19 protein-coding genes and 1 tRNA gene are annotated in these 21,615 nt (G+C 59.6%); 14 read left to right on the top strand and 6 right to left on the bottom strand.

Annotated features, from left to right (window positions below; genetic code table 11):
- Positions 1–53: 53 nt before the first annotated feature.
- Positions 54–1,553 (top strand): glycerol kinase GlpK, encoded by a 1,500-nt coding sequence (glpK, locus tag JZY08_RS19875; RefSeq protein ID WP_216333324.1) that lies wholly within the window; start codon positions 54–56, stop codon positions 1,551–1,553.
- Positions 1,554–1,559: 6 nt separating this feature from the next.
- Here glpK and JZY08_RS19870 read toward each other — a convergent pair whose 3' ends face one another.
- Entirely contained in the window at positions 1,560–2,420 is an 861-nt protein-coding gene (locus JZY08_RS19870) for a LysR substrate-binding domain-containing protein (RefSeq protein ID WP_003497931.1), read from the bottom strand.
- Between the two features lie 101 nt (positions 2,421–2,521).
- Here JZY08_RS19870 and JZY08_RS19865 point away from each other — a divergent pair, with 101 nt between their 5' ends.
- Entirely contained in the window at positions 2,522–3,541 is a 1,020-nt protein-coding gene (locus JZY08_RS19865; protein WP_082186020.1) for a bile acid:sodium symporter family protein, read from the top strand.
- A 66-nt stretch (positions 3,542–3,607) separates the two neighbouring features.
- Here the strand turns inward: JZY08_RS19865 and hspL are convergent, their stop codons facing one another.
- Positions 3,608–4,090 (bottom strand): heat shock protein HspL, encoded by a 483-nt coding sequence (hspL, locus tag JZY08_RS19860; RefSeq protein ID WP_003497918.1) that lies wholly within the window; start codon positions 4,088–4,090, stop codon positions 3,608–3,610.
- 389 nt (positions 4,091–4,479) lie between these two features.
- Between hspL and JZY08_RS19855 the strand changes: the two genes are divergently transcribed.
- Positions 4,480–5,421: an alpha/beta fold hydrolase gene (locus tag JZY08_RS19855; protein WP_003497916.1), complete on the top strand. Its 942-nt coding sequence runs from the start codon at positions 4,480–4,482 to the stop codon at positions 5,419–5,421.
- A gap of 22 nt (positions 5,422–5,443) precedes the next feature.
- Here the strand turns inward: JZY08_RS19855 and hisN are convergent, their stop codons facing one another.
- Together hisN and JZY08_RS19845 are read right to left on the bottom strand one after the other, a co-directional pair.
- Complete coding sequence (gene hisN / locus JZY08_RS19850) at positions 5,444–6,220, bottom strand: histidinol-phosphatase (protein WP_082185244.1); 777 nt, start codon at positions 6,218–6,220, stop codon at positions 5,444–5,446.
- A gap of 318 nt (positions 6,221–6,538) precedes the next feature.
- Complete coding sequence (locus tag JZY08_RS19845) at positions 6,539–7,423, bottom strand: N-formylglutamate amidohydrolase (protein ID WP_003497913.1); 885 nt, start codon at positions 7,421–7,423, stop codon at positions 6,539–6,541.
- 181 nt (positions 7,424–7,604) lie between these two features.
- Here JZY08_RS19845 and cpdR point away from each other — a divergent pair, with 181 nt between their 5' ends.
- From cpdR to JZY08_RS19790, 11 genes are all read left to right on the top strand, one after another.
- Positions 7,605–7,967 (top strand): cell cycle two-component system response regulator CpdR, encoded by a 363-nt coding sequence (gene cpdR, locus JZY08_RS19840; protein WP_003497910.1) that lies wholly within the window; start codon positions 7,605–7,607, stop codon positions 7,965–7,967.
- 81 nt (positions 7,968–8,048) lie between these two features.
- Positions 8,049–8,123 (top strand) — tRNA-Val (locus JZY08_RS19835).
- Between the two features lie 315 nt (positions 8,124–8,438).
- Positions 8,439–9,452 (top strand): substrate-binding domain-containing protein, encoded by a 1,014-nt coding sequence (locus JZY08_RS19830; RefSeq protein WP_003497899.1) that lies wholly within the window; start codon positions 8,439–8,441, stop codon positions 9,450–9,452.
- Positions 9,453–9,522: 70 nt separating this feature from the next.
- On the top strand, positions 9,523–11,043 hold the full coding sequence (locus JZY08_RS19825; RefSeq protein ID WP_216333322.1) for a sugar ABC transporter ATP-binding protein: 1,521 nt from the start codon (positions 9,523–9,525) through the stop codon (positions 11,041–11,043).
- Between the two features lie 12 nt (positions 11,044–11,055).
- Positions 11,056–12,057, top strand: coding sequence for an ABC transporter permease (locus JZY08_RS19820; protein ID WP_003497897.1), 1,002 nt, complete (start codon positions 11,056–11,058; stop codon positions 12,055–12,057).
- A 41-nt stretch (positions 12,058–12,098) separates the two neighbouring features.
- A complete protein-coding gene (locus JZY08_RS19815; RefSeq protein WP_035242936.1) occupies positions 12,099–13,073 on the top strand; it encodes a sugar-binding transcriptional regulator in 975 nt (324 codons plus the stop codon).
- Entirely contained in the window at positions 13,070–14,068 is a 999-nt protein-coding gene (locus tag JZY08_RS19810) for an aldo/keto reductase (RefSeq protein ID WP_216333320.1), read from the top strand. The genes JZY08_RS19815 and JZY08_RS19810 overlap by 4 nt, the downstream gene beginning before the upstream one ends.
- Positions 14,069–14,190: 122 nt before the next feature.
- Positions 14,191–15,915: a glycerol-3-phosphate dehydrogenase/oxidase gene (locus tag JZY08_RS19805; protein ID WP_216333318.1), complete on the top strand. Its 1,725-nt coding sequence runs from the start codon at positions 14,191–14,193 to the stop codon at positions 15,913–15,915.
- A 2-nt stretch (positions 15,916–15,917) separates the two neighbouring features.
- Positions 15,918–16,760, top strand: a complete 843-nt coding sequence (locus tag JZY08_RS19800; protein WP_216333466.1) for a class I fructose-bisphosphate aldolase — start codon at positions 15,918–15,920, stop codon at positions 16,758–16,760.
- Complete coding sequence (locus tag JZY08_RS19795) at positions 16,753–18,255, top strand: FGGY-family carbohydrate kinase (protein WP_216333316.1); 1,503 nt, start codon at positions 16,753–16,755, stop codon at positions 18,253–18,255. Before JZY08_RS19800 ends, JZY08_RS19795 begins: the two co-directional genes overlap by 8 nt.
- A 136-nt stretch (positions 18,256–18,391) precedes the next feature.
- A complete protein-coding gene (locus tag JZY08_RS19790) occupies positions 18,392–19,297 on the top strand; it encodes a LysR substrate-binding domain-containing protein (protein ID WP_003497883.1) in 906 nt (301 codons plus the stop codon).
- Positions 19,298–19,364: 67 nt separating this feature from the next.
- On the opposite strand, the gene JZY08_RS19785 is transcribed toward JZY08_RS19790, so the two are convergent.
- Both JZY08_RS19785 and JZY08_RS19780 read right to left on the bottom strand, forming a co-directional pair.
- Positions 19,365–20,057 carry an SDR family NAD(P)-dependent oxidoreductase gene (locus JZY08_RS19785; protein WP_216333314.1) on the bottom strand — a complete coding sequence of 231 codons (693 nt, stop codon included), beginning with the start codon at positions 20,055–20,057 and terminating at the stop codon, positions 19,365–19,367.
- Between the two features lie 10 nt (positions 20,058–20,067).
- Positions 20,068–21,270 carry a pyridoxal phosphate-dependent aminotransferase gene (locus tag JZY08_RS19780; RefSeq protein WP_216333312.1) on the bottom strand — a complete coding sequence of 401 codons (1,203 nt, stop codon included), beginning with the start codon at positions 21,268–21,270 and terminating at the stop codon, positions 20,068–20,070.
- Positions 21,271–21,615: the final 345 nt, after the last annotated feature.

Below are 21,615 nucleotides of genomic sequence, written 5' to 3'. Positions count from 1 at the left end.
TAAACCGGGGCGGCTCTGCCGCCCCGTCATTGCGTTTGAAAGGGAGTGACATAATGGGCGGTTATATTCTGGCGATCGATCAGGGGACGACATCGACAAGGTCGATGGTCTTTGATCGCGACATGCGGGTCATCGGTGTCGGACAGCGAGAATTTCCGCAGCATTTCCCGGCCTCCGGCTGGGTCGAACACGATGCCGAGGATATCTGGAAAAGCGTGCTCGAAACGATCCGGCTCGCGCTCGCCGATGCCGGCATCGCCGCTTCCGATATCGAGGCGATCGGCATCACCAACCAGCGCGAAACGACCGTGCTCTGGGATCGCAACACGGGCGAGGCGGTACACCGGGCGATCGTCTGGCAGGATCGCCGTGCCGCGCCGATCTGCGAGGATCTGAAACGAAGGGGGCTGGAGCCGCTCTTTTCGAAAAAGACCGGTCTGCTGCTCGACCCCTACTTTTCCGGCACCAAGCTGAAATGGCTTCTGGATAGCGTCAGCGGCCTTCGCGAGAAAGCCGTGAAGGGCGAAATCTGCTTCGGCACAGTCGACAGTTTCCTGATCTATCGTCTCACTGGCGGTCGCCGCCATGTGACCGACGCGACCAATGCTTCGCGGACCCTGATCTACAATATCGAAGACAATGCCTGGGATGACGAGTTGCTGTCGATCCTCGATATTCCTCGCGCCATGCTGCCGGAGGTGCTGGATTGCGCCGCCGATTTCGGCGTGACGGACAATGCGCTTCTGGGTGCGGAAATACCGATCCTCGGTGTGGCGGGCGATCAGCAGGCTGCCGTGATCGGTAATGCCTGCTTCGAACCGGGGATGATGAAATCGACCTACGGCACCGGCTGCTTTGCGCTTCTTAACACCGGCACCGACCGGGTGACTTCTACGAACCGGCTGCTCACGACAATTGCTTATCGTCTCGACGGAGTGACGACCTATGCGCTTGAAGGCTCAATCTTCATTGCGGGTGCGGCGGTGCAATGGCTGCGTGACGAGCTGGGCTTCATTTCGGTCGCCTCCGAAGTCAGCGCGCTTGCCGAAAAAGCCGATCCCAAGCAGCGGGTCTATCTGGTGCCGGCTTTCACCGGCCTCGGCGCGCCCTATTGGGATGCGGAGGCGCGGGGCGCGATTTTCGGCCTGACGCGCGGCACCGGACCTGCGGAATTCGCGCGTGCGGCGCTGGAAAGCGTTGCCTATCAGACTTTCGATCTGCTGGACGCCATGCGCAAGGACTGGGCGGGCGACAACGGCAAAACGGTTCTGCGGGTTGATGGCGGCATGGTTGCCTCCGACTGGACGATGCAGCGGCTGGCCGATGTTCTCGCCGCGCCGGTGGACCGGCCGGTGTTTCTGGAAACGACCATTCTGGGTGCGGCATGGCTCGCAGCTTCGCGCGCCGGCATCTGGCCAGATCGTGAAGCCTTCGCCGCCCATTGGAAACGCGACCGCCGTTTCAATCCCGATATGGATGAGACGGAGCGGAAAAACGCCATCGCCGGCTGGCGGGATAGCGTCGGCCGCTGCCTGTCGCGGCGGGAAGACTGACAGAATTTAAACGAAACTGCCCGGTGCGATGCTCTTGCTGGAAACCAGATCGGAAAGGGCGCGCACCAGTTTCGTGTCCGTGCCCTTGCTGGGCTGAAGCACAAATTCCACGTCTTCGAGCGCCGGCAGCACGTCCGCCGCAATCTCCTTGAGACCGGCGGGCGCCATGCTGCGCGGTTGCACCAGAATGCCCATGCCCGCCCTTGCGGCAGCGGTCAATCCACTGAGACTGCCGCAGGTGCAGACGATGCGCCACGCAAGACCGGCCCGGTCCAACGCCTCCTGCGCCGCCTTTCTCGTAATGCTCGGGGGCGGAAAGGCGATCAGCGGCAGGGCGTCTGGCTGGCTCAGCATCCGCTCCGGGTCACGCGCCAGCCAGACCAGCGGTTCGCGGTAAAGGAAGTGACCGAGCTTGTCGCCGAGCCGGCGTTTGGCAAGCACGACGTCCAGCTCGCCATTATCCTGCATCTGGTAAAGCACGCCGCTCAGCGAAACCGTCAGTTCCAGATCCACCAGAGGATAAAGGCGGATGAATTCTTCCAGAATGGCCGTCAGCCGGCTGGCGACGAAATCCTCCGATACGCCGAGCCTTAAGCGCCCGCGCAGGCGGTTTTCGCTGAACAGCGATGAGACCTTGCTGTCGATCTCCAGCATATTGCGGGCGTAACCGAGGAGCGCCTCGCCTTCGCCCGTCAGCTTTACCTGATGGGTGCTGCGCGCAATCAGCCGGCGGCCAAGTGCCGCCTCCAGCCGTTGAATATGCTGGCTGACGGTGGACTGGCCGATACCCAGCCGCTCTGCAGCCAGCGTGAAACTGCCGGTTTGCTGAAGCATGACGAAGCTGGCAAGATGTTGAAGGTTCAGCATTTATCTCAAATCGCGATAACTGTTAATCTTTGCATCCGAATTCATGATGAGCGATAGTAGCGCGCGTTTCAAGCAAAACCGATATGCCGGAAAGACTTCCCATGACCCGCTTCCTGCCCGACCGCTTCACCATGATGCTGGTTGCCACCGTGATTTTGGCCTCGTTTCTGCCCATCAGCGGAGAGCCTGCGGACTATTTCGGACTTGCGACGAAGCTGGCGATCGCATTGCTGTTCTTTTTGCACGGCGCGCGGCTTTCGCGGGATGTGGTGATCGCCGGTATCTTGCACTGGCGCCTGCATCTGGCAATCCTTCTCGTTACCTTTGGCCTTTTCCCGCTGCTGGGTGTGGCGATCGGCTTCATTCCCGAGAGTATTCTGCCGGCGCCGCTCTATATGGGCGTCCTGTTTCTCTGCGTCCTGCCGTCAACGGTGCAATCGTCGATCGCCTTCACATCCATGGCAGGCGGAAACGTGCCTGCCGCAATCTGTTCGGCCTCTGCATCGAATATTTTCGGCATGTTCCTGACGCCGCTGCTGGTCGGTCTGCTGTTTGCTGTCGGCGGTCATGGCGGCGGATTCTCGCTGGATGCTTTCCTGCAGATCTTCCTGCAACTTCTGTTGCCGTTCATTGCCGGTCAGGTGCTGCAGCCGTGGATCGGCGACTGGATCAGGGCGCGCAAGAAATTGTTGTCCCCTGTCGATCGCGGCTCCATCCTGATGGTCGTTTATCTCGCCTTCTCCGATGCCGTGATCGAAGGCATCTGGCAGACGTTTTCACTGCGCGACATCGGCGTGGTCATCGCCATCAATATCGTGCTTCTGGCGCTTGTTCTGTGCGTGACGATGTTCGGCAGCCGGGCGCTCGGTTTCGACAAGGCGGATGAAATCACCATCACCTTCTGCGGATCAAAGAAGAGCCTTGCCAGCGGTGTGCCCATGGCGGGCGCCATCTTTGCGGGCCAGAGCATCGGCGCAATCGTCCTGCCGATCATGCTTTTTCACCAGATCCAGCTGATGGTCTGCGCGGTGCTGGCCCAGCGTTACGCTCGCAAGGCCCATGAAAAAGCGGCCATATCGGAGGCGGCGGCTACAGAAGGCGTGGTCGTCTCCACTCGCTGAAGGGCAAATCTTCACCAAATAAAAACGGCCCCATGACGGGGCCGTTCGTTTGATATCCGGATCGGCTTAGTTGACCTGGGCCGGCGTGATCTGTGCTTCGATCGTCTTTGGCGCCTCAGCGCTGTCGGACGAGATCGCGATGCGGCGCGGTTTCATGGCTTCCGGGATGTTGCGGACGAGATCAATGTGAAGCAGGCCATTCTTCAGGGAAGCGGTCTGGACTTCGACGTGATCGGCCAGCTGGAAGCGGCGCTCGAAAGCGCGTGTGGCAATGCCGCGATACAGGAACTCGCCCTCGGACGACTTCTCATCTGCGGCCTTCTCGGCCTTCACCGTCAGCGTATTGGCACGGGATTCGATGCTGAGTTCGGTTTCATCGAAGCCGGCAACGGCCATGGTGATGCGATAGGCGTTTTCACCTGTCCGCTCGATATTATACGGCGGATAGGACTGGGCCTGTTCGGGCTGGCCGAGGCCGTCGAGCATCGAGAAGAGACGGTCGAAACCGACGGTGGAGCGATAGAGGGGGGAAAAATCGACGTGACGCATGGTGTCCTCCTTATGAAGCGACTGTTTGCGGTTGAGCCCGGCGTCCCGTTCTGGCGACGGCCGGACATATGGCGCGGTCCCGTTCTGGCGACCGCATGAATGAGATGGGAATGGCTTGCCGCCGCGTCAAGGGGGTGCATCAAGGGCGAAAAGGCGAATGGCAAGATGAACCATGGCTGAACGTCGGGTTCCGGCATCGTTCAGTTTCAGAGCCATAAAACTTCGGTCATCGGAGACATTCTCCGTGGACAGAAGCAATAACGTCCCTTCTTCTTCTGTCTTACTGGCCGGAACCGCGACTGCTTTAACCGACGGTTCCGGCAATTTTTTCTTTGACCTTCGCTCGCGGTGGACCTATCCCGAAAAGGCATGACAGCCGGAAAAGACCGATGATCGAAGCCACATTGCGCGAGAGCGAAGACAACCCGGTTCCCGGCAACCATACCGTCGGTTATTTTACCGGCCATGGCGGCAAACAGCTTCGATATGCGATCTTCCGCGCCAGCCGGCACATTGCGCGCGGAACCGTCGTTCTGCTGCATGGCCGGAACGAATGTATCGAGAAATATTTCGAAACGGTCGGCGATCTGACGGCCATGGGTTTCTGGGTCGCGACCTTCGACACACGCGGGCAGGGCGGCTCCGAAAGGCTGTTGAAGAAGCCGGGTGCGGGGCATGTGCGGCGGTTTTCCGACTATCAGCGGGACATAAGCCTCTTTCTCGAGCAGGTGGTGCTGCCGGATACGCGGTTGCCGTTTTTCATGATCGCGCATTCCACCGGTGCGCTCGCAGCGCTTGCCTCTGCGCCCGGGCTTTCGAACCGCATTGACCGGCTGGCCCTCTGTTCACCCTTTATCGAGCTGGACAGCCAGCAATCCATTCCTTCGCCCGTTATCCGCCTGGTCGCAACGTCCTTAAGCCTTTTGGGTCTTGGAAAGATTCAGCTGGGCAGGGATCAGCGTGAACGGGATTTCGACGGCAACCCGCTGACCTCTGACGCCAGACGTTTTGCAAGAAACCTTGCACTGCACCGTCAATTTCCGGAACTGTTCATCGGCGCGCCGACGGCGCGATGGGTCTATGAGGCGCTGAAGGCCATGGGGCGGGTGACCCGTCAGGAGCATCTGACGAACATAGCCATTCCAACTCTTATTCTCGCGCCGATGCTGGATACGATCACGCCTTATAAGGCGCAGGAAGAGCTATCGCGCAATTTCCGCGCGGCGCAGCTTCTTCCCATAACCGGTGCGCGCCACGAATTGCTGCATGAGCGCGACGTTTTCCGCAAACAGGCGCTGGCGGCCATCGACGCCTTTTTTGCGCCGGAGTGAATGGCCGCCGACACGAAACGGTTTATAGTTTCGAGAGAATGGCGAGTGCCTGTTCGTGCACGGCTTTGGAACCCGCGGCCAGAATGCGGCCGCCATTTTCCGGACGCCCGCCATCCCATGTGGTCATGATGCCGCCAGCCTGTTCGACTACCGGAATGAGCGCGCCGACATCATAGGGCTTCAGACCGGATTCGATCACCAGATCGACATGACCGGCAGCAAGCAGGCAATAGGCGTAACAATCCACGCCGTAACGGAAGAGGCGGACCTGTTCCTCCACCTTTTCATAAAAAGGCTTTTCTTCTGCGGTGAAGATATGGGGGGTCGTGGTGAACAGCACCGCATCCGAGAGCGAAGCACAGTCACGCGTGCGGATCTTGCGTTCGCCGTCAGGCCCGAAATACCAGGCCGCTTCGCCATCGGCAAAATAACGCTCCCGGGTGAAGGGCTGCTCCATGATGCCCATTGTGGCGCGGCCGGCCGACTGGAACCCGATCAGGGTACCCCAGACGGGCACGCCGGAAATGAAGGCGCGGGTGCCGTCAATCGGATCGATAACCCAGATATGCTCGCGGTCGAGGCCGACATTGCCGTGTTCTTCGCCCAGAATGCCATGCTGCGGGAAACGCGCCTCGATAAGGGCGCGAATGGCGCTTTCGGCCGCCTGATCACCTTCCGTCACGGGATCATAACCACCATCCTGCTTGTTGGTGACGGCAATGCCCATCCGGAAGCGGGGGAGCGTTTCAGCGCTGGCTGCATCGGCAAGTTTGAAGAAGAAATCCCGGTCGGGCAGCATGCGAAACCTCATTACCTGAACGATTGAGCCTGAACTGTGTGGCAAGATGCATAGACCGGAATCACATCCGCCGTCCACTCGTACGGATGCCTTAACGACGGTTTCCATATTTTCGGCATAAGCCTAAAAAATATGCATAAAATAAAATGATTGACAATTGTGCATCTAGTGCTTAGCGTTAGGTCACAGTCTTTGACTGTAAATACCCTCCTTGGGTGTTTCCTCCCTAGACTTGACCGCGCCAAGGCGCGGTTTTTTTTGCCCGGCACGCGGCCAGGATGTCTTGAACAGAGATCTGAAATATCGGGGAATTCGGCGTTATTCGGCGGCGAGCGAGGTCTCGATCGCGTAATCCGAAACGAAGGCGCCGAGCTGGCGCATGAAGATTTCAAGCGATGCCTGGATGGCCGGGAAATCGGCTTTTTTCGAAAGCGTCTTTTCATCGACGTAAAGCGCCCGGTTGACCTCGATCTGCAGCGCGTGGAGAGAGCGGATCGGCCGCCCGTAATGTTCGGTGATGAAACCGCCGGCATAGGGCTTGTTGCAGACCGCGATGAAACCCAGCTCCTCGAGGAAATGCAGGGCAGCGCGGGAAACTTCCTGGGAAGCGCTGGTGCCGTATCGGTCGCCGATAATCACGTCCGGCCGCAGGTTCGAGCCGGCGACCCGGATATTGCCTGGCATCGAATGGCAATCGATCAGGACCGCCATGCCGAAGTTGGCGTGGGTGCGGGAGAGGAGCCTGCGCAGGCAGGCATGGTAGGGCTTGTAGATCGTCTCGATACGCGACAGCGCCTCATCGACCGGCAGGCGGTGGGCATAGATGTCCATGTTCTCGGCGACGATGCGCGGCACCGTTCCGAGGCCTCCGGCCACCCGCATGGAGCCGATGTTGGCATAAGGCGGCAGTGTGCCTTCGAACATGCGCGGATCAAGCTCGTAGGGCTCGCGATTGACGTCGAGATAGGCGCGGGGAAAATTCGCTTTCAACAGCGGCGCGCCGATATCGGGCGCCGCGGCAAACAGCTCGTCGACGAAGTGGTCTTCAGAGCGCCGGATCTCGTGCGAATCGAGCCGCGCCGATTCCAGGAAGGAGATGGGGTAACAGCGACCGCTATGGGGTGAATTATAGACAAATGGCAGGGTTTGAACGGCAGGTTCCGTTACTTCAAACAGCTCATACTCACCCGTTACCCAGTCCATTCAGACCCATTTACCATGTCGCAAACAATCAGGATGATCATGTTGCCAGTTACAGTGCGGCAAGTCCATACTATCGCCCATATAGCGCTATACCGATTCTCGTCTTCACATGATATTTACCGTGAAAATCCTATAATCGGGCTAGGGTATCTCAAACATTGAGCAGTTACGGTCACTTATGATGAATCAGAAAATTCTTCTCGCTGAAGACGACAACGACATGCGCCGCTTTCTCGTCAAGGCGCTGGAAAAAGCCGGTTACAAGGTTTCTTCCTTCGACAACGGCGCGAGCGCCTATGACCGGCTTCGCGAAGAGCCTTTTTCGCTGTTGCTGACCGATATCGTCATGCCCGAAATGGACGGTATCGAACTGGCCCGTCGTGCGACCGAACTCGATCCCGACCTGAAAGTGATGTTCATCACCGGCTTTGCGGCCGTTGCGCTGAACGCCGATTCGAAGGCACCGAAGGACGCCAAGGTGCTTTCCAAGCCTTTCCATCTGCGCGATCTGGTGGATGAGGTGAACAAACTCCTTGTGGCGTAAGGGGTCTCAAAAAACCTTCATAAAACCGAAAAAAAGCAGTTGACGCATGAACCGGTTTTGTGGTCTATCCGCCGCCACGGAGGGCGTGTAGCTCAGCGGGAGAGCACTACGTTGACATCGTAGGGGTCACAGGTTCAATCCCTGTCACGCCCACCATCCGAATTTTTGAAAAGGGTTTCTGAGCAATCAGAGACCCTTTTCTCGTTTCCGGCCGGCTTTTGGCCAAGGTTCCTCTCTTTCCCTTTCGAACCTTCAGGTAGGCTCATTCGACGCGCGGAAATCTGCGAGCGACAGCTTATCCTGCCGGCGCGTCCTACAATTTCTCATGCGGACCGCAATAAATTTCACCATAAAAAATAAAATTCAAACGCATTGACGTGCGCTCGGTTTCCAGATATCTCAAGTCACATGCAATAAATTACATCGAATAAAATTTATTGCGGACTAAGTCATTGTCCTTGGGAGGGGAATATGTTGGCTTTTCTGAAATCGACCGTTGCCGCGGGTGTTTTTGCCGTGGCCATTTCCACTGTTGCCGGTTCTCCGGCCGCTGCCGCGGGCAAATTCGCCTGCGAACCGGGCGAGACCTATGTGATGAATGTCATGGTTTCCAGCCACCCCTATTGGGTGCCGGTCTTCGAGGGTTTCAAGCAGGCCGCCAAGTCGCTCGGCTGTGAAGCGGTTTTCACCGGCACGCCGGAATATGACATCACCAAGCAGATCGCGTCCTTCGAGCAGGAGCTGGTGAAGAAGCCGAAGGGCATATTGCTGCATCCGATGCAGGCCGATCCGTTCATCGAGCCGATCAACAAGGCGATCGGCTCGGGTGTTTCGGTGACGACTTTTGCGGCGGATTCGCCGAAGTCGAAACGCACCGCCTATATTACTTCGGACAATGTCGCCGAGGCGAAATTCGCGGCCGACGAGATCGTCAAGAAGCTCGGCGCAAAAGGTGAATATGCTGTCCTTGAAAATCCGGGACAGAGCAATCACGATCTGCGCGTCACCGCACTCATCGACTATATGGGACGCACCTATCCGGAGATGAAGCTGGTCGGCCGTCAGGCGACCAATCAGGATTCGAACCTCGCCTATCAGGCGGTCGGCGCCATGTTGCAGGCCAACCCCAATCTGGGCGCCCTGTGGATACCCGAGGCCGGCTCTGCCGAAGGCGCGACGGCTGCGGTTCTCGAGGCAAAGAAGAAGGTCCTGATTTTGCATGCGGATATCACCCCGGCGACGCTGGAGCACATCAAGCAGGGCAATATCTACATGTCCGTCAATCCCAATCAGGGCGTTCAGGGTTTCATGGGTTTCATGAACACCTTCCTGGGTGCCCATTCGGACCTGATCGACCCGTTCAACGACTACAAGGTGTCCGGTTTCAACCCGATGCAGGTTCCTTCGATGGACAATGGTTTCGCCGTGATCACCAAGGCGAACGCCGCTTCCTTTGATCTCAACGACTATATGAAGGGGCGCTAAGGCGCCGCCCTGAAACCGGCGAGGTTTGCGCCTCGCCGGTAAAAGGGAAGCCATGTTCGGGAGGGGCGTTATGGGCGAGGTCATCCTCAGCATGACGAATATTCACAAGGCGTTCGGCCCCGTGCGGGCGTTGCGCAGTGCTGCACTTGAGTTGCGGCGTGGCGAAATCCACGCGCTGGCGGGTGAAAACGGCGCCGGCAAGTCGACGCTGATGCATATTATCGATGGCATTCTGCAGCCCGATGGCGGTGAAATCCTGCTGGATGGCAAAGCGGTCAAGATATCTTCGCCAAATGCGGCGAACCGGCTCGGTATCGGTTTTGTCCATCAGGAGATTGCGCTCTGCCCGGAGATTTCGGTGGCGGAAAACATGTTCATGTCGGAGACAGGCCAAAGCCGCTCCTGGTTCATGAATTATCGCGAACTCGGCAAACGGGCGGCAACCATCCTCAGGGAAATCGGCGATATCGATCCCGCCAGCCGTGCCGGAGATCTGTCGATTTCCCAGCAGCAGATCGTCGAGATCGCCAAGGCGCTGACGCTGGATTGCCGTATCCTGATCCTGGACGAGCCGACGGCGGCCCTGACCGAGACCGAGGCACAGACCCTTTTCAGGATCATGCACCGGCTGGCGGAGCGCGGGATTGCGATCGTCTATATCTCGCACCGGATGGCGGAGATTTTCGAACATTGCGACCGCATCACGGTCATGCGCGACGGTTGCCACATCAAGACGGAGAATATCTCGGAGATTTCTCCGGAGGAAGTCGTCAACAGCATGGTGGGGCGCGTTCTCGACAAGCTCTACCCGCCGAAACTATCGGAAAACGAAAAATCGGACGAGGTCATTCTTTCGGTTCGGGGGCTGAACGAAGGAAAGCGCGTTTTCGATGTCGATTTCGATCTGCGCCGCGGCGAAATCCTCGGACTTGCCGGCCTGATCGGCGCTGGCCGAAGCGAGATCGCGCGGGCGGTCTGCCGGCTGGAGGGGAAACCCAGAGGCGAGGTCGCGCTGCGCGGCCGGCCGCTGCGGCTGAAAGATTATCGCGACAGCATTCGCGAGGGGCTGGTCTATCTATCGGAGGACCGCAAGGGCGACGGACTGTTCCTCAACATGTCCATCGCTGCGAATGTTTCCGCGCTTGATGTCGGAAGGATATCGAACGGCATGGGCTTCATCGAACGGCGCAAGGAAATGAAGCGCGCCGACGAGCTCGGACGCAGGTTGAAATTGCGCGCGAACAGTGTCGGTGACGCCGTCTCTACCCTGAGCGGCGGTAACCAGCAGAAGGTGGCGCTGGCGAAGATGCTTTCGGTGGAACCGCAGGTCGTCTTTCTCGATGAGCCGACACGCGGGGTGGATGTGGGTGCGAAAGCCGAAATCCACCGCCAGATCCGGGAGTTGGCGCGCGAAGGTGTCGGCGTGGTCGTTATATCCTCGGAGCTGCCGGAACTTATCGGCGTCAGCGATCGTGTGCTGGTCGTGCGCGAGGGGCGCATCACCGGCGAGGTTGCTGGTGAGGACATGACGGAAGAAAAGATCATGCAGCTTGCATCGATCAATATTGCAGAGAGCCCGGCAGGGGCCTGAGGGAGCGGGAAAATGGCAACATCGGAAACACCTTCGGGCATTGCAGAAGTGGCGGTTCGCCGTACTGGCTGGTGGGAACCGGCGCTCAAAGCGCGGGAAACCGGGCTGATCGTCATCATCCTCGCGCTTTTCGCGGTGATGTCCTTCATATCCCCGTATTTCCTGACTGTGGACAATCTGCGGGCCATGGCGATGGTTTTCGCCATCGAAAGCATTGTCGTTGTCGGCATGACGATCCTGTTGATCTCCGGCGGCATCGATCTTTCCGTCGGTTCCGTCACGGCGCTTGCGATGGTGGCGGCGGGCTGGCTGTTCCTCAACGGCGTTGACCCCTGGGTCGCGGCGGGGCTCGCGATCTGCCTGACGACATTGGTCGGCATGGCCATGGGATTTCTGACGACGGTCATCGGCCTGCATCATTTCATCGTGTCGCTCGGCGTCATGGTGATTGCGCGCGGCGTCTGCCTGCTGGCAACGGGTGGCCGCCCGCTCGGCCTCTACACGCTGCCGCCGGAATTCAAGTTCATCGGCCAGGGCGCGCTTGGCGGCATTCCGCTGGTGCTGATCATATTTGCGGTGGTGGTCGTCTGCTTCGATCTGCTGCTGCGGCGCACGACCGCTTTCCGCAAGGTGTTCTATACCGGCAGCAATCCGAAGGCCGCGGCCTATTCCGGCATTCGCGTCGGCCGGGTGGTCTTCGCCACCACCACGCTTTGTTCGATGTTGTGCGGTGTAGCCGGCGTCATCTACATGGCCCGCTTCGGATCAGCCCAGCCGAGCTTCGGCGTCGGCATGGAGCTTAACGTGATTGCGGCGGCGGTCATCGGCGGCGCCAGCCTTTCGGGCGGCTCGGGCACCATTCTTGGCGCAATCCTCGGGGCGATCCTTCTGTCGGTCGTCTCCAGCTCGCTTGCCTTGCTCAATGTGTCTGTCTACTGGCAGGACATTATCAGGGGAAGCATATTGCTGACGGCGGTTCTGTTCGACCACTATCTGGTCAGGCGTCGCCGCTGAGCGCCCATTGGGCGGCCATGGGTAACTGGAGAGAGACGATCATGCTGGACACCAAGGACGACTTCGATCAACAGCGGCAGATGTACTCCGTCCTGGTGCTGCATTTCATCGAGGGTGTGAAGCAGTCGGAGATCGCCGAGCGGCTCAATCTTTCCCATACCAAGGTGAACCGGATGATTGCGGCGGGCCGCAAGGCGGGCATGGTGAAAATCACCATCGCCAGTCCCTATCAGAGACTGGTGGATCTCGAAAACGAGATCACCCGCCGTTTCGGCCTCAGGCAGTCGGTGGTGACGCCAACGGTTTCCGACAATCCCGAGACTGCGCTGCAGATGGTCGGGCGGGTTGCCGCCAACCATTTGCTGGAAACCATCCGCGACGGCGACGTGATTGCGATTACCGGCGGCAAGGCGGTAAGTGCGGTTGTCGACAATCTGGAGGCGGAGCGCCGCTTCGATGTGCGGGTGGTGCCGCTGACCGGCGGTGTACAGGGCAAGCACTATACGGATGTCAATCATCTGGCCACGCAACTGGCGGAAAAGCTTGGCGGCAGCGCCTCGCTCATTCATGCGCCGCTGTTTGCCGAGGATGAGGAACAGCGCGATCTCCTGATGAATGTCGCTTCGATCCGCGAAGTGTTCGACTTAGCGCGGCAGGCGCAGGTGGCTTTGGTGGGCATCGGTTCAGTGGAGGCGCCCGGTTCCGGCTATTACGATCTTCTGCCGGATGTGGCCCGTGGCGGGCAGGCGCTGGTGGATGCCGGCATTGCCGGGGAATTCCTTGCCCATCTCACCATGGCGGACGGGCAGCTGGCGCGGATCGATCTCAACTCGCGCGTGGTGGCGCTGCATCCCGGGCAGCTTGCCCGGTGCCCGAACATCATCGGCGTGGCGGCAGGCGCCATCAAGGCTGGACCGGTGGCGGCCACGCTTGCAGGCCGTTATCTGACTTCGCTCGTCGTGGACGAGGCGATCGCTGGCTATTTACTGGATCAGGAAGAAGGGGAAACCTCGTGACGGACAATTCAATATTGACCCGGACGATTGGCGGCAGCGGTATCAGCGCATCAGCCGTGGGACTGGGCACATGGGCCATCGGCGGCTGGATGTGGGGCGGCACCGACGAGCGGCAGTCCATCGCCGCCATCCAGGCCTCCATCGACGCCGGCATTTCCCTGATCGACACCGCACCGGCCTATGGCATGGGGCTTGCGGAAACTATTGTCGGCAAGGCAATTGCCGGCAGGCGCGACAAGGTCGTGCTGGTCACCAAATGCGGCCTCGTCTGGCATGTGAACGAGGGCGCCTATTTCTTCCATCAGGACGGCAAGCCCGTTCACCGTTATCTCGGTGCCGCTTCGATCCGGTACGAGGTCGAAGAGAGCCTGAAGCGGCTCGGAACTGACTATATCGACCACTACGTCACCCATTGGCAGGACACCACGACGCCGATTGCCGAGACGGTGGAAACGCTTGTGCGCCTGAAGGACGAAGGCAAGATCCGCTCGATTGGCGCCAGCAACGTCTCGCCGGAGGATCTTGCGGCCTATATCGCCACCGGCGCGCTGGATGCCATTCAGGAAGAATATTCCATGGTGCGGCGAGACATCGAGACGACGCTGCTGCCGCTTTGCCGAAAGAATGCGGTCTCGGTCCTCAGCTATTCGTCGCTGGCGCTGGGGCTTCTGTCCGGCAAGGTCGGGCCTGAACGGGTTTTTGCGCAAGACGATCAGCGCAACGGCAACCCGCGTTTCAGCCAGGCAAATCGCGAGAAGATCGCGCGGCTGATGCACGCGCTGGAACCCGTGGCCGAGGCGCATGGAGCGTCGATTGCGCAGGTGGTGATTGCCTGGACGATCGCCCAGCCTGGCATAACGTTCTCATTGTGTGGTGCGCGCGATCCGGCTCAGGCGGTTGAAAACGCCGCTGCGGCACGCCTGCGACTGACGGATGGTGAACTGGCTCTCATCAGCGCCGGGGTCGCTGAGCATCTCGTGGGGCTCGATGCCTGAAACATGTAGCTGAGGCGGGGTTTCCGGCGAATACGGCATAATTTTCGCCACCCTTTTCTCTCGTCGCTTTAAACGGTCAACAACATTGGGACGCTGGTCATCAGCCAGCGAACGGTATTTCTATGCCCAGTTTTCGCGAGGACGCTCTACGCCGCATCCGGCTCGACGGTGATTTCGATGCCGTCGTCATCGGCGGCGGCATCAACGGAATTGCCGCCTATCGCGATCTTTCCCTGCAGGGGCTGCGGGTGCTTCTGGTCGAGCGCAATGATTTTTCCTCCGGTTGCAGCGCCGCCCCTTCGCGTATGATCCATGGTGGTCTTCGTTACCTGGAAAATGGCGAATTCGGCCTCGTTGCGGAATCGCTGCGGGAACGCGATGCGCTTCTGACGCTGGCCCCCCATATGGTTCATCCGCTGCCGACGACGATACCCATTTTCTCGACTTTCAGCGGGCTGTTCAATGCGGCCGCAACCTTTGTCGGGTCCGGCGGGAAGCCAGCCAGCCGGGGGGCGCTCGCCATCAAGGCGGGCCTCATGCTCTATGACTTCGTTACCCGCAAAAAACGCATCCTGCCCCGCCATGAGTTTCGCAGCGCGGGCAAGACGCTCGAGCGCTGGCCGGGCCTGACGCCTGACATCAGATATTCGGCAACCTATTATGATGCCTGGATCAGCCAGCCCGAACGGCTTGCGCTTGAACTTCTGATCGACACCCGCACCGATGCGCCGCAAAGCATTGCGCTCAACTATGCCGAAATGGTCCGTTCTGGTGAGGAGTATCGTCTTCGGATCGAGGGTACGGATGAAACCATGTCCATCCGCCCACGGATCATCGTCAATGCGACGGGCGCCTGGATCGACGAGACGATTGGCGCGCTGACTGCCGCCTCGACTGCGGAAAAAACAAAACCGACCGTCTCCGGCACCAAGGGATCGCATCTGATCCTCGCCAATGAGGCGCTTCTCAAGGCCCTGAACGGCCATATGATTTTTTTCGAAAATGCCGACAACCGCGTCTGTATTCTCTTTCCCTATCTTGGCCGGGTTCTCGCGGGCTCGACGGATATCAAGGTGGATCGTCCCGAGCGGGTGCGATGCGAACCGGAGGAACGCGATTATATTCTCGAGGCGATCCGTCAGGTCTTTCCGCAAATTGCCATCGACCATTCCGACATCGTCTTCAGTTTCAGCGGTATACGTCCGCTGCCGCGCAGCGATGCGGCCTTTACCGGAAGAATATCCCGCAGCCATTTCATCCACCGCGTTGAGGGCGATCCGCCGCAGCTCTGCATGATCGGTGGCAAGTGGACGACGTTCAGAGCCTTTGGCGAACAGGTGACCGATGAGGTTCTGGCTTTTCTCGGGCGCAAGCGGCTGGCCGGCACCATGAACCGTCCAATCGGCGGCGGCAGAAATTTCCCCACCGGTGCCGGACGCCTGCCTGCCCTGCTGTCTGAGGAGTTTTCGATTGGTAGGGACAGGGCCCAGCATCTGGCATCGGCCTATGGTTCACGCGCGCTCGAATTGATGGGCTTTTGCCGGGGCCGCCCGGATGACATCCCGCTTTGTGAAAATCTGCCGATCACGGCAGCAGAGGTGGTCTGGTTGATCCGTTCCGAACATGTCCTGCACCTGACTGACCTCGTCCTGCGGCGCACGACACTCGCCATTACCGGCGTCATCGATGCCGATCTGATCGATGCGATCCTGAACGTTGCGGCGCGCGAGCTGGGCTGGTCGCAACGGCGTACGGAAGAGGAACGGCAGCGGCTGATTGACGAACTGGAGACCTTTTACGGGGTCACGACAGCAATGCTTAAACACAGATGCAAGGAGAATGCATGATGATGCGGATTTCGAAAAAGGCGCGCATGAACCGGCTGTTCCGCAATGGCGGATGCCTGGACGTTGCCATCGATCATGGGGTTTGCAACGAACCGAGCTTCCTCGTCGGGCTGGAGGATATGGCCCAAACCGTCGACAGGCTGGTGGAAGCGGCTCCCGACGCCATCCAGATGGCCTACGGGCAGGCGGACCTGCTGCAGCAAAGGCCGGAGCGCGACAAGCCGGCGCTCGTCATGCGCATCGACATGGGCAACCCCTATAATTCCACGCGCCACAGGACCATGTGGTCGCAGCTCCAGAACTATCAGGATCCGATCATCGGTGCGCTGGAGATGGATGCCGCCTGCGTCGTCGTGAACCTGTTCATGCTGCCGGACGAGCCGGAACTGTTTCGCCAATGTGTCGAAAATATCAGCCGCGTGCGGGCCGATTGCCATCGTTTCGGCATGCCGCTGATGATTGAGCCGCTGGTGATGCTGCCGAATGATGTGCGCGGCGGTTATCAGGTGGATGGCGACGCGGAAAAGATCGTCACGCTGGTGCGTCTTGCCTCGGAAATGGGAGCCGATATCATCAAGGCCGATCCCACCAGCAATCCGCAGGATTTTCACAAGGTGATCGAGGCCGCGCGTTGCCCGGTACTGGTGCGGGGCGGGGGGCGTGAGGACTTGCGCAATGTGCTGGCGAAATCGGCGGCTCTGGTGGCCGAGGGCGCGAACGGGATGGTTTATGGACGCAACATCTATCAGCATGACAATCCGAAGGCCGTTGTTGCGGCCTTGATGGCCATCATCCATCAGGGTGCGGGCGGTGAGGAAGCATGGGATATCTATAATCGTGGCTGATAAAAATCACATATTGGGTCTGGATGTCGGCAATACGGTGATCAAGGCCGTGTTGTTCGACACGGCAGGCCGGCAGGTCGCGCAACACGCCATTGACGGCCATTCCACATTTCCGCAGCCCGGCTATGTCGAGCGCGATCTTGAGGAATTATGGCGCAATGGATGCGAGGCGATCCGTGAGCTTCTGGCGAAATCCTCCGTTGATCCCGCAAGCATCCTTGCGGTTGGCTGCGCCGGCCATGGCAACGGTCTCTATCTCCTGGACAAGGGGCAGCAGCCTCTGATCGGCATCCAGTCACTCGACAGCCGCGCCGCCGATGTGGCGGCCGAGCTTGACCGGAAAAGCGGAGCGCAATTGCAGGCCCGTTGCCTGCAGCGGCCATGGCCTGCGCAAACGCCTAGCCTGCTGGCCTGGGTAAAACGACATGCGCCAGACATATATGCGCAGACCGGAACGGTGCTGTTCTGCAAGGACTTCGTCAACTTCCGCCTGACGGGGTGCCTCGCGAATGATATTTCCGATCTCAGCGGTGCGGGGTTGCTCGCCTTCCCCGAAGCGAAGCTCGACCGGGAACTTTTGGCGCTCTACGGGCTTGACGATGCGGTCGATTTTTTCCCGCGCCTCGTGGAATCGGCGGATATCGTCGGCCATGTAACAGCCGAGGCTTCGGGTCTGACGGGGCTTTCTCAAGGCACGCCCGTTATCGGCGGTTTCTTCGATGTCGTCTCCAGCGCCATGGGGTCGGGTGTCATCAATGCCGGGGAGGCCTCCATCATCGCCGGTACCTGGAGCATCAATCAGGTTTTCGCGGATAAACCGGTCATCAGCCCCGATGTCTTCATGGTCACGACCTTCGGCCGCAACCGCTATGTCAATATCGAATCCAGCGCCACGTCCGCAGCCAATCTCGAATGGTATGTGCATCGTGTTCGGGCCGACCACGGCGACCATGCCTTCGAGCGCTGCAACGAGCAGGTCGGTTCCGTCACGCCACGCGGCGACGATCCGTTCTTCCACCCGTTCATCTTCGGCTCGCGGCTGGGCGCGGAATTCCGTGGCGGATTTTACGGCCTCGCGGGCTGGCACGGCGAAGGCCATATGTTGAGAGCGCTGTTCGAGGGGGTATGTTTCGAACACCGTCGCCATATCGGCGTGCTGCGTGAAGCGGGCCTGCCTGTCGAGGGCGCCGTGATGTCCGGCGGCGGTTCCCGCAGCCAGCACTGGCCGCAGATCATGGCGGATGTTCTGGAAATTCCCCTGCGTGTCGCGGAGGCCCGTGAGACCGGCGCGCTCGGCGCGGCAATCGGTGCGGCGGTGGCGATCGGTCTCTATCCGGACTACGAAGAGGCTGTCGCGGCCATGACGCGGGTGGCGAATTCCTATGAGCCGAATGCGGGCCAGATCATGCACTACCGGCGGCGCTATGGGCTTTACGCCCAACTCACGGACCAGTTGCGCGGTTTCTGGAACGCCCTGCGTCTACAGGAGGGATAGCCGTTTTCACCTAGGGCCGCCGTGGCGCGCCCAGGCGCGCCACTTGGAGAGGTCTGGGCTGGGAAATGGAAGATGGACTTTGTCGGCAAATTGAGCATCTTATTCCTGCAAGCAGTAATGGGATAATCAACAGCAGATGGATATCAGGCGCCTGAAATCGTTTATCACGATTGTCGACATGGGTAGCATAACAAGAGCGGCCGATGTGCTGCACATTGCCCAACCGGCGCTCAGCCAGCAGCTGGCAAGCATTGAGGAGCATTTCCGCCAGAAACTGTTGACCCGAAGCCAGCAGGGCGTCGTCATGACCGATGCCGGCAAGGTCGTCTACAGGCATGCGCAGGTTATTCTGCGGCAGATGGAACAGGCGCAGGCGGAGGCGCTGGAAGCGGGCGCGGTCCTGTCCGGCAAGGTGTCGGTGGGGCTTGCGCCGTTCAGCAGTGCCGCCACACTGGCACTGGGCCTTATGGAGGAAACCAAGCGGCTTCATCCCGGCATTCTGCTGCACATCACGGAAAGCGTCAGCCAGCCCTATAGTCAGATGATCATGAATGGCCGTCTGGAAATGGGGTTGATCCACGGCGTCGGGCCGATCCGGGGCGTCAAGTTCACGCCCCTGTTTCGCGAGGAATTCGTGCTCGTCGTGCATAACAGCTTCGGGGTGGAACCGGGCGATGCACCGATCACGGTTGCAGAACTGGCTTTTTTGCCCTTCCTTCTGCCGCCGACCTATAATTTCGTGCGCCGCGCCATCAACCTTGCCTTCACCCGCAGCCGCAAGGATCTGATTGTGATGGCGGAGCTGGAATCGGTCAGGACCATTGCGCGCGGTGTGGATGCCGGGCTTGGCGCGACGATTACGCCCAAGGCTATCGCTAACCGCATCGTGGCGGAATCCAACCAGCAGATCGTCGTCAGGCAGATTGCGAGCCCGATGATCGAGGAAACCCTGTCCTTCTGCGTATCGGACAACACGCCGCTCTCGGAGCCTGCGCTCGCGGTGAAGGAGATATTGCTGCAGCTGGCGGAGACCCTGAAATAAAAGGCCCCAAGCCAGTTCTTAAACCACGCGCCGGACCAGTTTTTCGGTCCCGCGCGTGGAAAACGCTCTAAAGCATCGATTCCCTGCGGCAATTCACCAGCAGTTCGGCCACCGAAAGGTTGTTCGGCAGGCGAAGGAGGGTTTCCACCATTTCGGCGAGATCCTCCGGCTGGGTCATATCCTCGCGGGTGACTTCCGTTTCGCCGGCTGTCATATCCGTTGCGATATAACCGGGGCAAAGTGCTGTCGCCCGCACGCCGCTGTCCCACAGTTCCTGCCGGATGCCGTGGGTGAGGGCGACGACGGCAAATTTCGTCATCGCATAACCGACATTGGAGCCTACACGGCGTCCCGCCAGCGAGGCGACATTGATGACCCTGCCCTGCCCGGTTTTTACGAGATGGGGAATGGCGGCGCGGGTTACCCTCAGCGGCCCCTTGACGTTGATGCGCCACATCTGGTCGAGGCTGTCCTCGCCCGCATCCATGACCCGGACTTTGGGATTTATGCCGGCGCAATTCACCAGGCCGTCGATCCGGCCGTATCTTTCCGCGACGGCCTCGACCCAGGCCTCCGCCGACCCTGCCTCTTCCGCATCGTATCGATCGGCCGAAAGCCGGTCCTTCACGTCAATGGCGTCCGGATTTCGCGCTCCCGCCGCGACGGTGAAACCGGCTTCGTGAAGCCTTTTGGCGATCGCAAGGCCAAGGCCCCGCGATGCACCGGAAACCATGATGACACGGCCACTTCCTCCCAACATGCTGTTCTCCCTATTTCATTCCATTGCAGAATTCGGCGATGCGGGTGCATCCCTCGGCCAGATTCTCCATGCTGGTGGCATAGGAAAGCCGGAAGAAGGGGCTCATGCCATAGGCCGCGCCCTGCACTGTCGCAAGTTGATGTTCGGCAAGCAGCGCCATGACGAAATCGGTATCATTCTCGATCTTCGTGCCAGCCTTCGTCGTCTTGCCGATTAACTCCCCGATATTCGGGAAGATGTAGAAGGCGCCTTCTGGCTTGTGGCAGCGAATGCCGTCGATTTCCGCAAATCTTTCGAGCACGAAGTCACGGCGCGTCTTGTAGATGTCGGCGCGCTCTTTCAGGAGATCCTGCGGGCCATCGAGAACCGCAACGGCCGCCGCCTGCACGATTGTCGCCACACCCCCGCTGTTCTGGGTGTTGACGTTGCTGATGGCCTTGATGAGATCCTTCGGGCCGCCACAGAAACCGAGGCGCCAGCCGGTCATGGCGTAGGCCTTGGATGCGCCGTTGACGGTCAGAACCCGGTCATAGAGCCGAGGTTCGACTTCTGCGATGGTGCAGAATTCGAAGTCGTCATAGATCAGATGCTCATACATGTCGTCGGTCATGATCCAGACATGCGGATGCCGCAGCATGACTTCGGCAATGGCCTTCATTTCCGCGCGGGAGCAGGCGGCACCGGTCGGGTTGTTAGGGAAGTTGAAAAGCAGCCATTTGGTTTTCGGGGTAATGGCGGCTTCGAGATCTTCGGCCCGCAGGCGAAAGCCGTTATTCTGCGGGCAGACCACCGGCACCGGCACGGCACCCGCAAACTTGACGATATCGGCGTAGCTGATCCATGACGGCGCGGGGATGACGACTTCATCGCCCGGGTCGCAGGTGGCCATGATGGCGTTGAAGATGATCTGCTTGCCGCCGCCTGCCACCAGGATCTGGCTCGGATCATAATCCAGATTGTTATCACGCTTGAACTTCCGCTGGATCGCGGCCCGAAGCGCTGGCGTTCCGTCTGCGGGGGGATATTTCGTATCGCCGGCAAGGGCTGCCGCATGCGCCGCCTCGACAGCGTGGGCCGGCGTGGGGAAATCCGGCTCGCCGGAAGACAGGCTGATGACCTTGATACCCTGGGCCGCAAGATCGCGGGCTTTCTGGGTCATGGCGAGCGAGGCCGAAACGGTGACGTTGTTAAGGCGTTGAGCGATGGTGGGCATGGATCATTTCCGATTGTAACGGTGAAGGGCAGGCATCTTCGCGGTGCCGGTGCTGACAAAGAGGTTACGGGAAATTCCAGCCGTTTCCCCAATACGACTTCGATGTGAGGTCATACGGGATTTTGATGCATCCGTTTCAAACGGCTGCCCGGTCCATACTCGTATGCGATGACCTCAGAGCAATAAACTATTATGCAGCCCGTCGGCTTAGCCCCTAAGCTTCATGCAACAACACGGGAACGACGTGTCGGGCAATATTACCCAAAGAGGTAACCGGCGCGAAAATGCACAAACATGCGATAGGGGCCGGCAAAAAGACCGGATACCTCGACAGGGAGCACACCC

The organism is Rhizobium sp. X9 (assembly GCF_018873185.1).
In the GTDB taxonomy this organism is placed as follows: domain Bacteria; phylum Pseudomonadota; class Alphaproteobacteria; order Rhizobiales; family Rhizobiaceae; genus Agrobacterium; species Agrobacterium oryzihabitans.
The sequence above is the reverse complement of the archived record's forward strand: the minus strand, read 5'-3'. Positions and strand labels throughout refer to the sequence as shown.

Bases quoted from the DNA above. Each gene is read 5' to 3' on its own strand.
- glpK (WP_216333324.1), top strand. From the start codon at position 54: ATGGGCGGTTATATTCTGGCGATCGATCAGGGGACGACATCGACAAGG.
- JZY08_RS19870 (WP_003497931.1), bottom strand. From the start codon at position 2,420: ATGCTGAACCTTCAACATCTTGCCAGCTTCGTCATGCTTCAGCAAACC.
- JZY08_RS19865 (WP_082186020.1), top strand. From the start codon at position 2,522: ATGACCCGCTTCCTGCCCGACCGCTTCACCATGATGCTGGTTGCCACC.
- hspL (WP_003497918.1), bottom strand. From the start codon at position 4,090: ATGCGTCACGTCGATTTTTCCCCCCTCTATCGCTCCACCGTCGGTTTC.
- JZY08_RS19855 (WP_003497916.1), top strand. From the start codon at position 4,480: ATGATCGAAGCCACATTGCGCGAGAGCGAAGACAACCCGGTTCCCGGC.
- hisN (WP_082185244.1), bottom strand. From the start codon at position 6,220: ATGCTGCCCGACCGGGATTTCTTCTTCAAACTTGCCGATGCAGCCAGC.
- JZY08_RS19845 (WP_003497913.1), bottom strand. From the start codon at position 7,423: ATGGACTGGGTAACGGGTGAGTATGAGCTGTTTGAAGTAACGGAACCT.
- cpdR (WP_003497910.1), top strand. From the start codon at position 7,605: ATGAATCAGAAAATTCTTCTCGCTGAAGACGACAACGACATGCGCCGC.
- JZY08_RS19830 (WP_003497899.1), top strand. From the start codon at position 8,439: ATGTTGGCTTTTCTGAAATCGACCGTTGCCGCGGGTGTTTTTGCCGTG.
- JZY08_RS19825 (WP_216333322.1), top strand. From the start codon at position 9,523: ATGGGCGAGGTCATCCTCAGCATGACGAATATTCACAAGGCGTTCGGC.
- JZY08_RS19820 (WP_003497897.1), top strand. From the start codon at position 11,056: ATGGCAACATCGGAAACACCTTCGGGCATTGCAGAAGTGGCGGTTCGC.
- JZY08_RS19815 (WP_035242936.1), top strand. From the start codon at position 12,099: ATGCTGGACACCAAGGACGACTTCGATCAACAGCGGCAGATGTACTCC.
- JZY08_RS19805 (WP_216333318.1), top strand. From the start codon at position 14,191: ATGCCCAGTTTTCGCGAGGACGCTCTACGCCGCATCCGGCTCGACGGT.
- JZY08_RS19800 (WP_216333466.1), top strand. From the start codon at position 15,918: ATGCGGATTTCGAAAAAGGCGCGCATGAACCGGCTGTTCCGCAATGGC.
- JZY08_RS19790 (WP_003497883.1), top strand. From the start codon at position 18,392: ATGGATATCAGGCGCCTGAAATCGTTTATCACGATTGTCGACATGGGT.
- JZY08_RS19785 (WP_216333314.1), bottom strand. From the start codon at position 20,057: ATGTTGGGAGGAAGTGGCCGTGTCATCATGGTTTCCGGTGCATCGCGG.
- JZY08_RS19780 (WP_216333312.1), bottom strand. From the start codon at position 21,270: ATGCCCACCATCGCTCAACGCCTTAACAACGTCACCGTTTCGGCCTCG.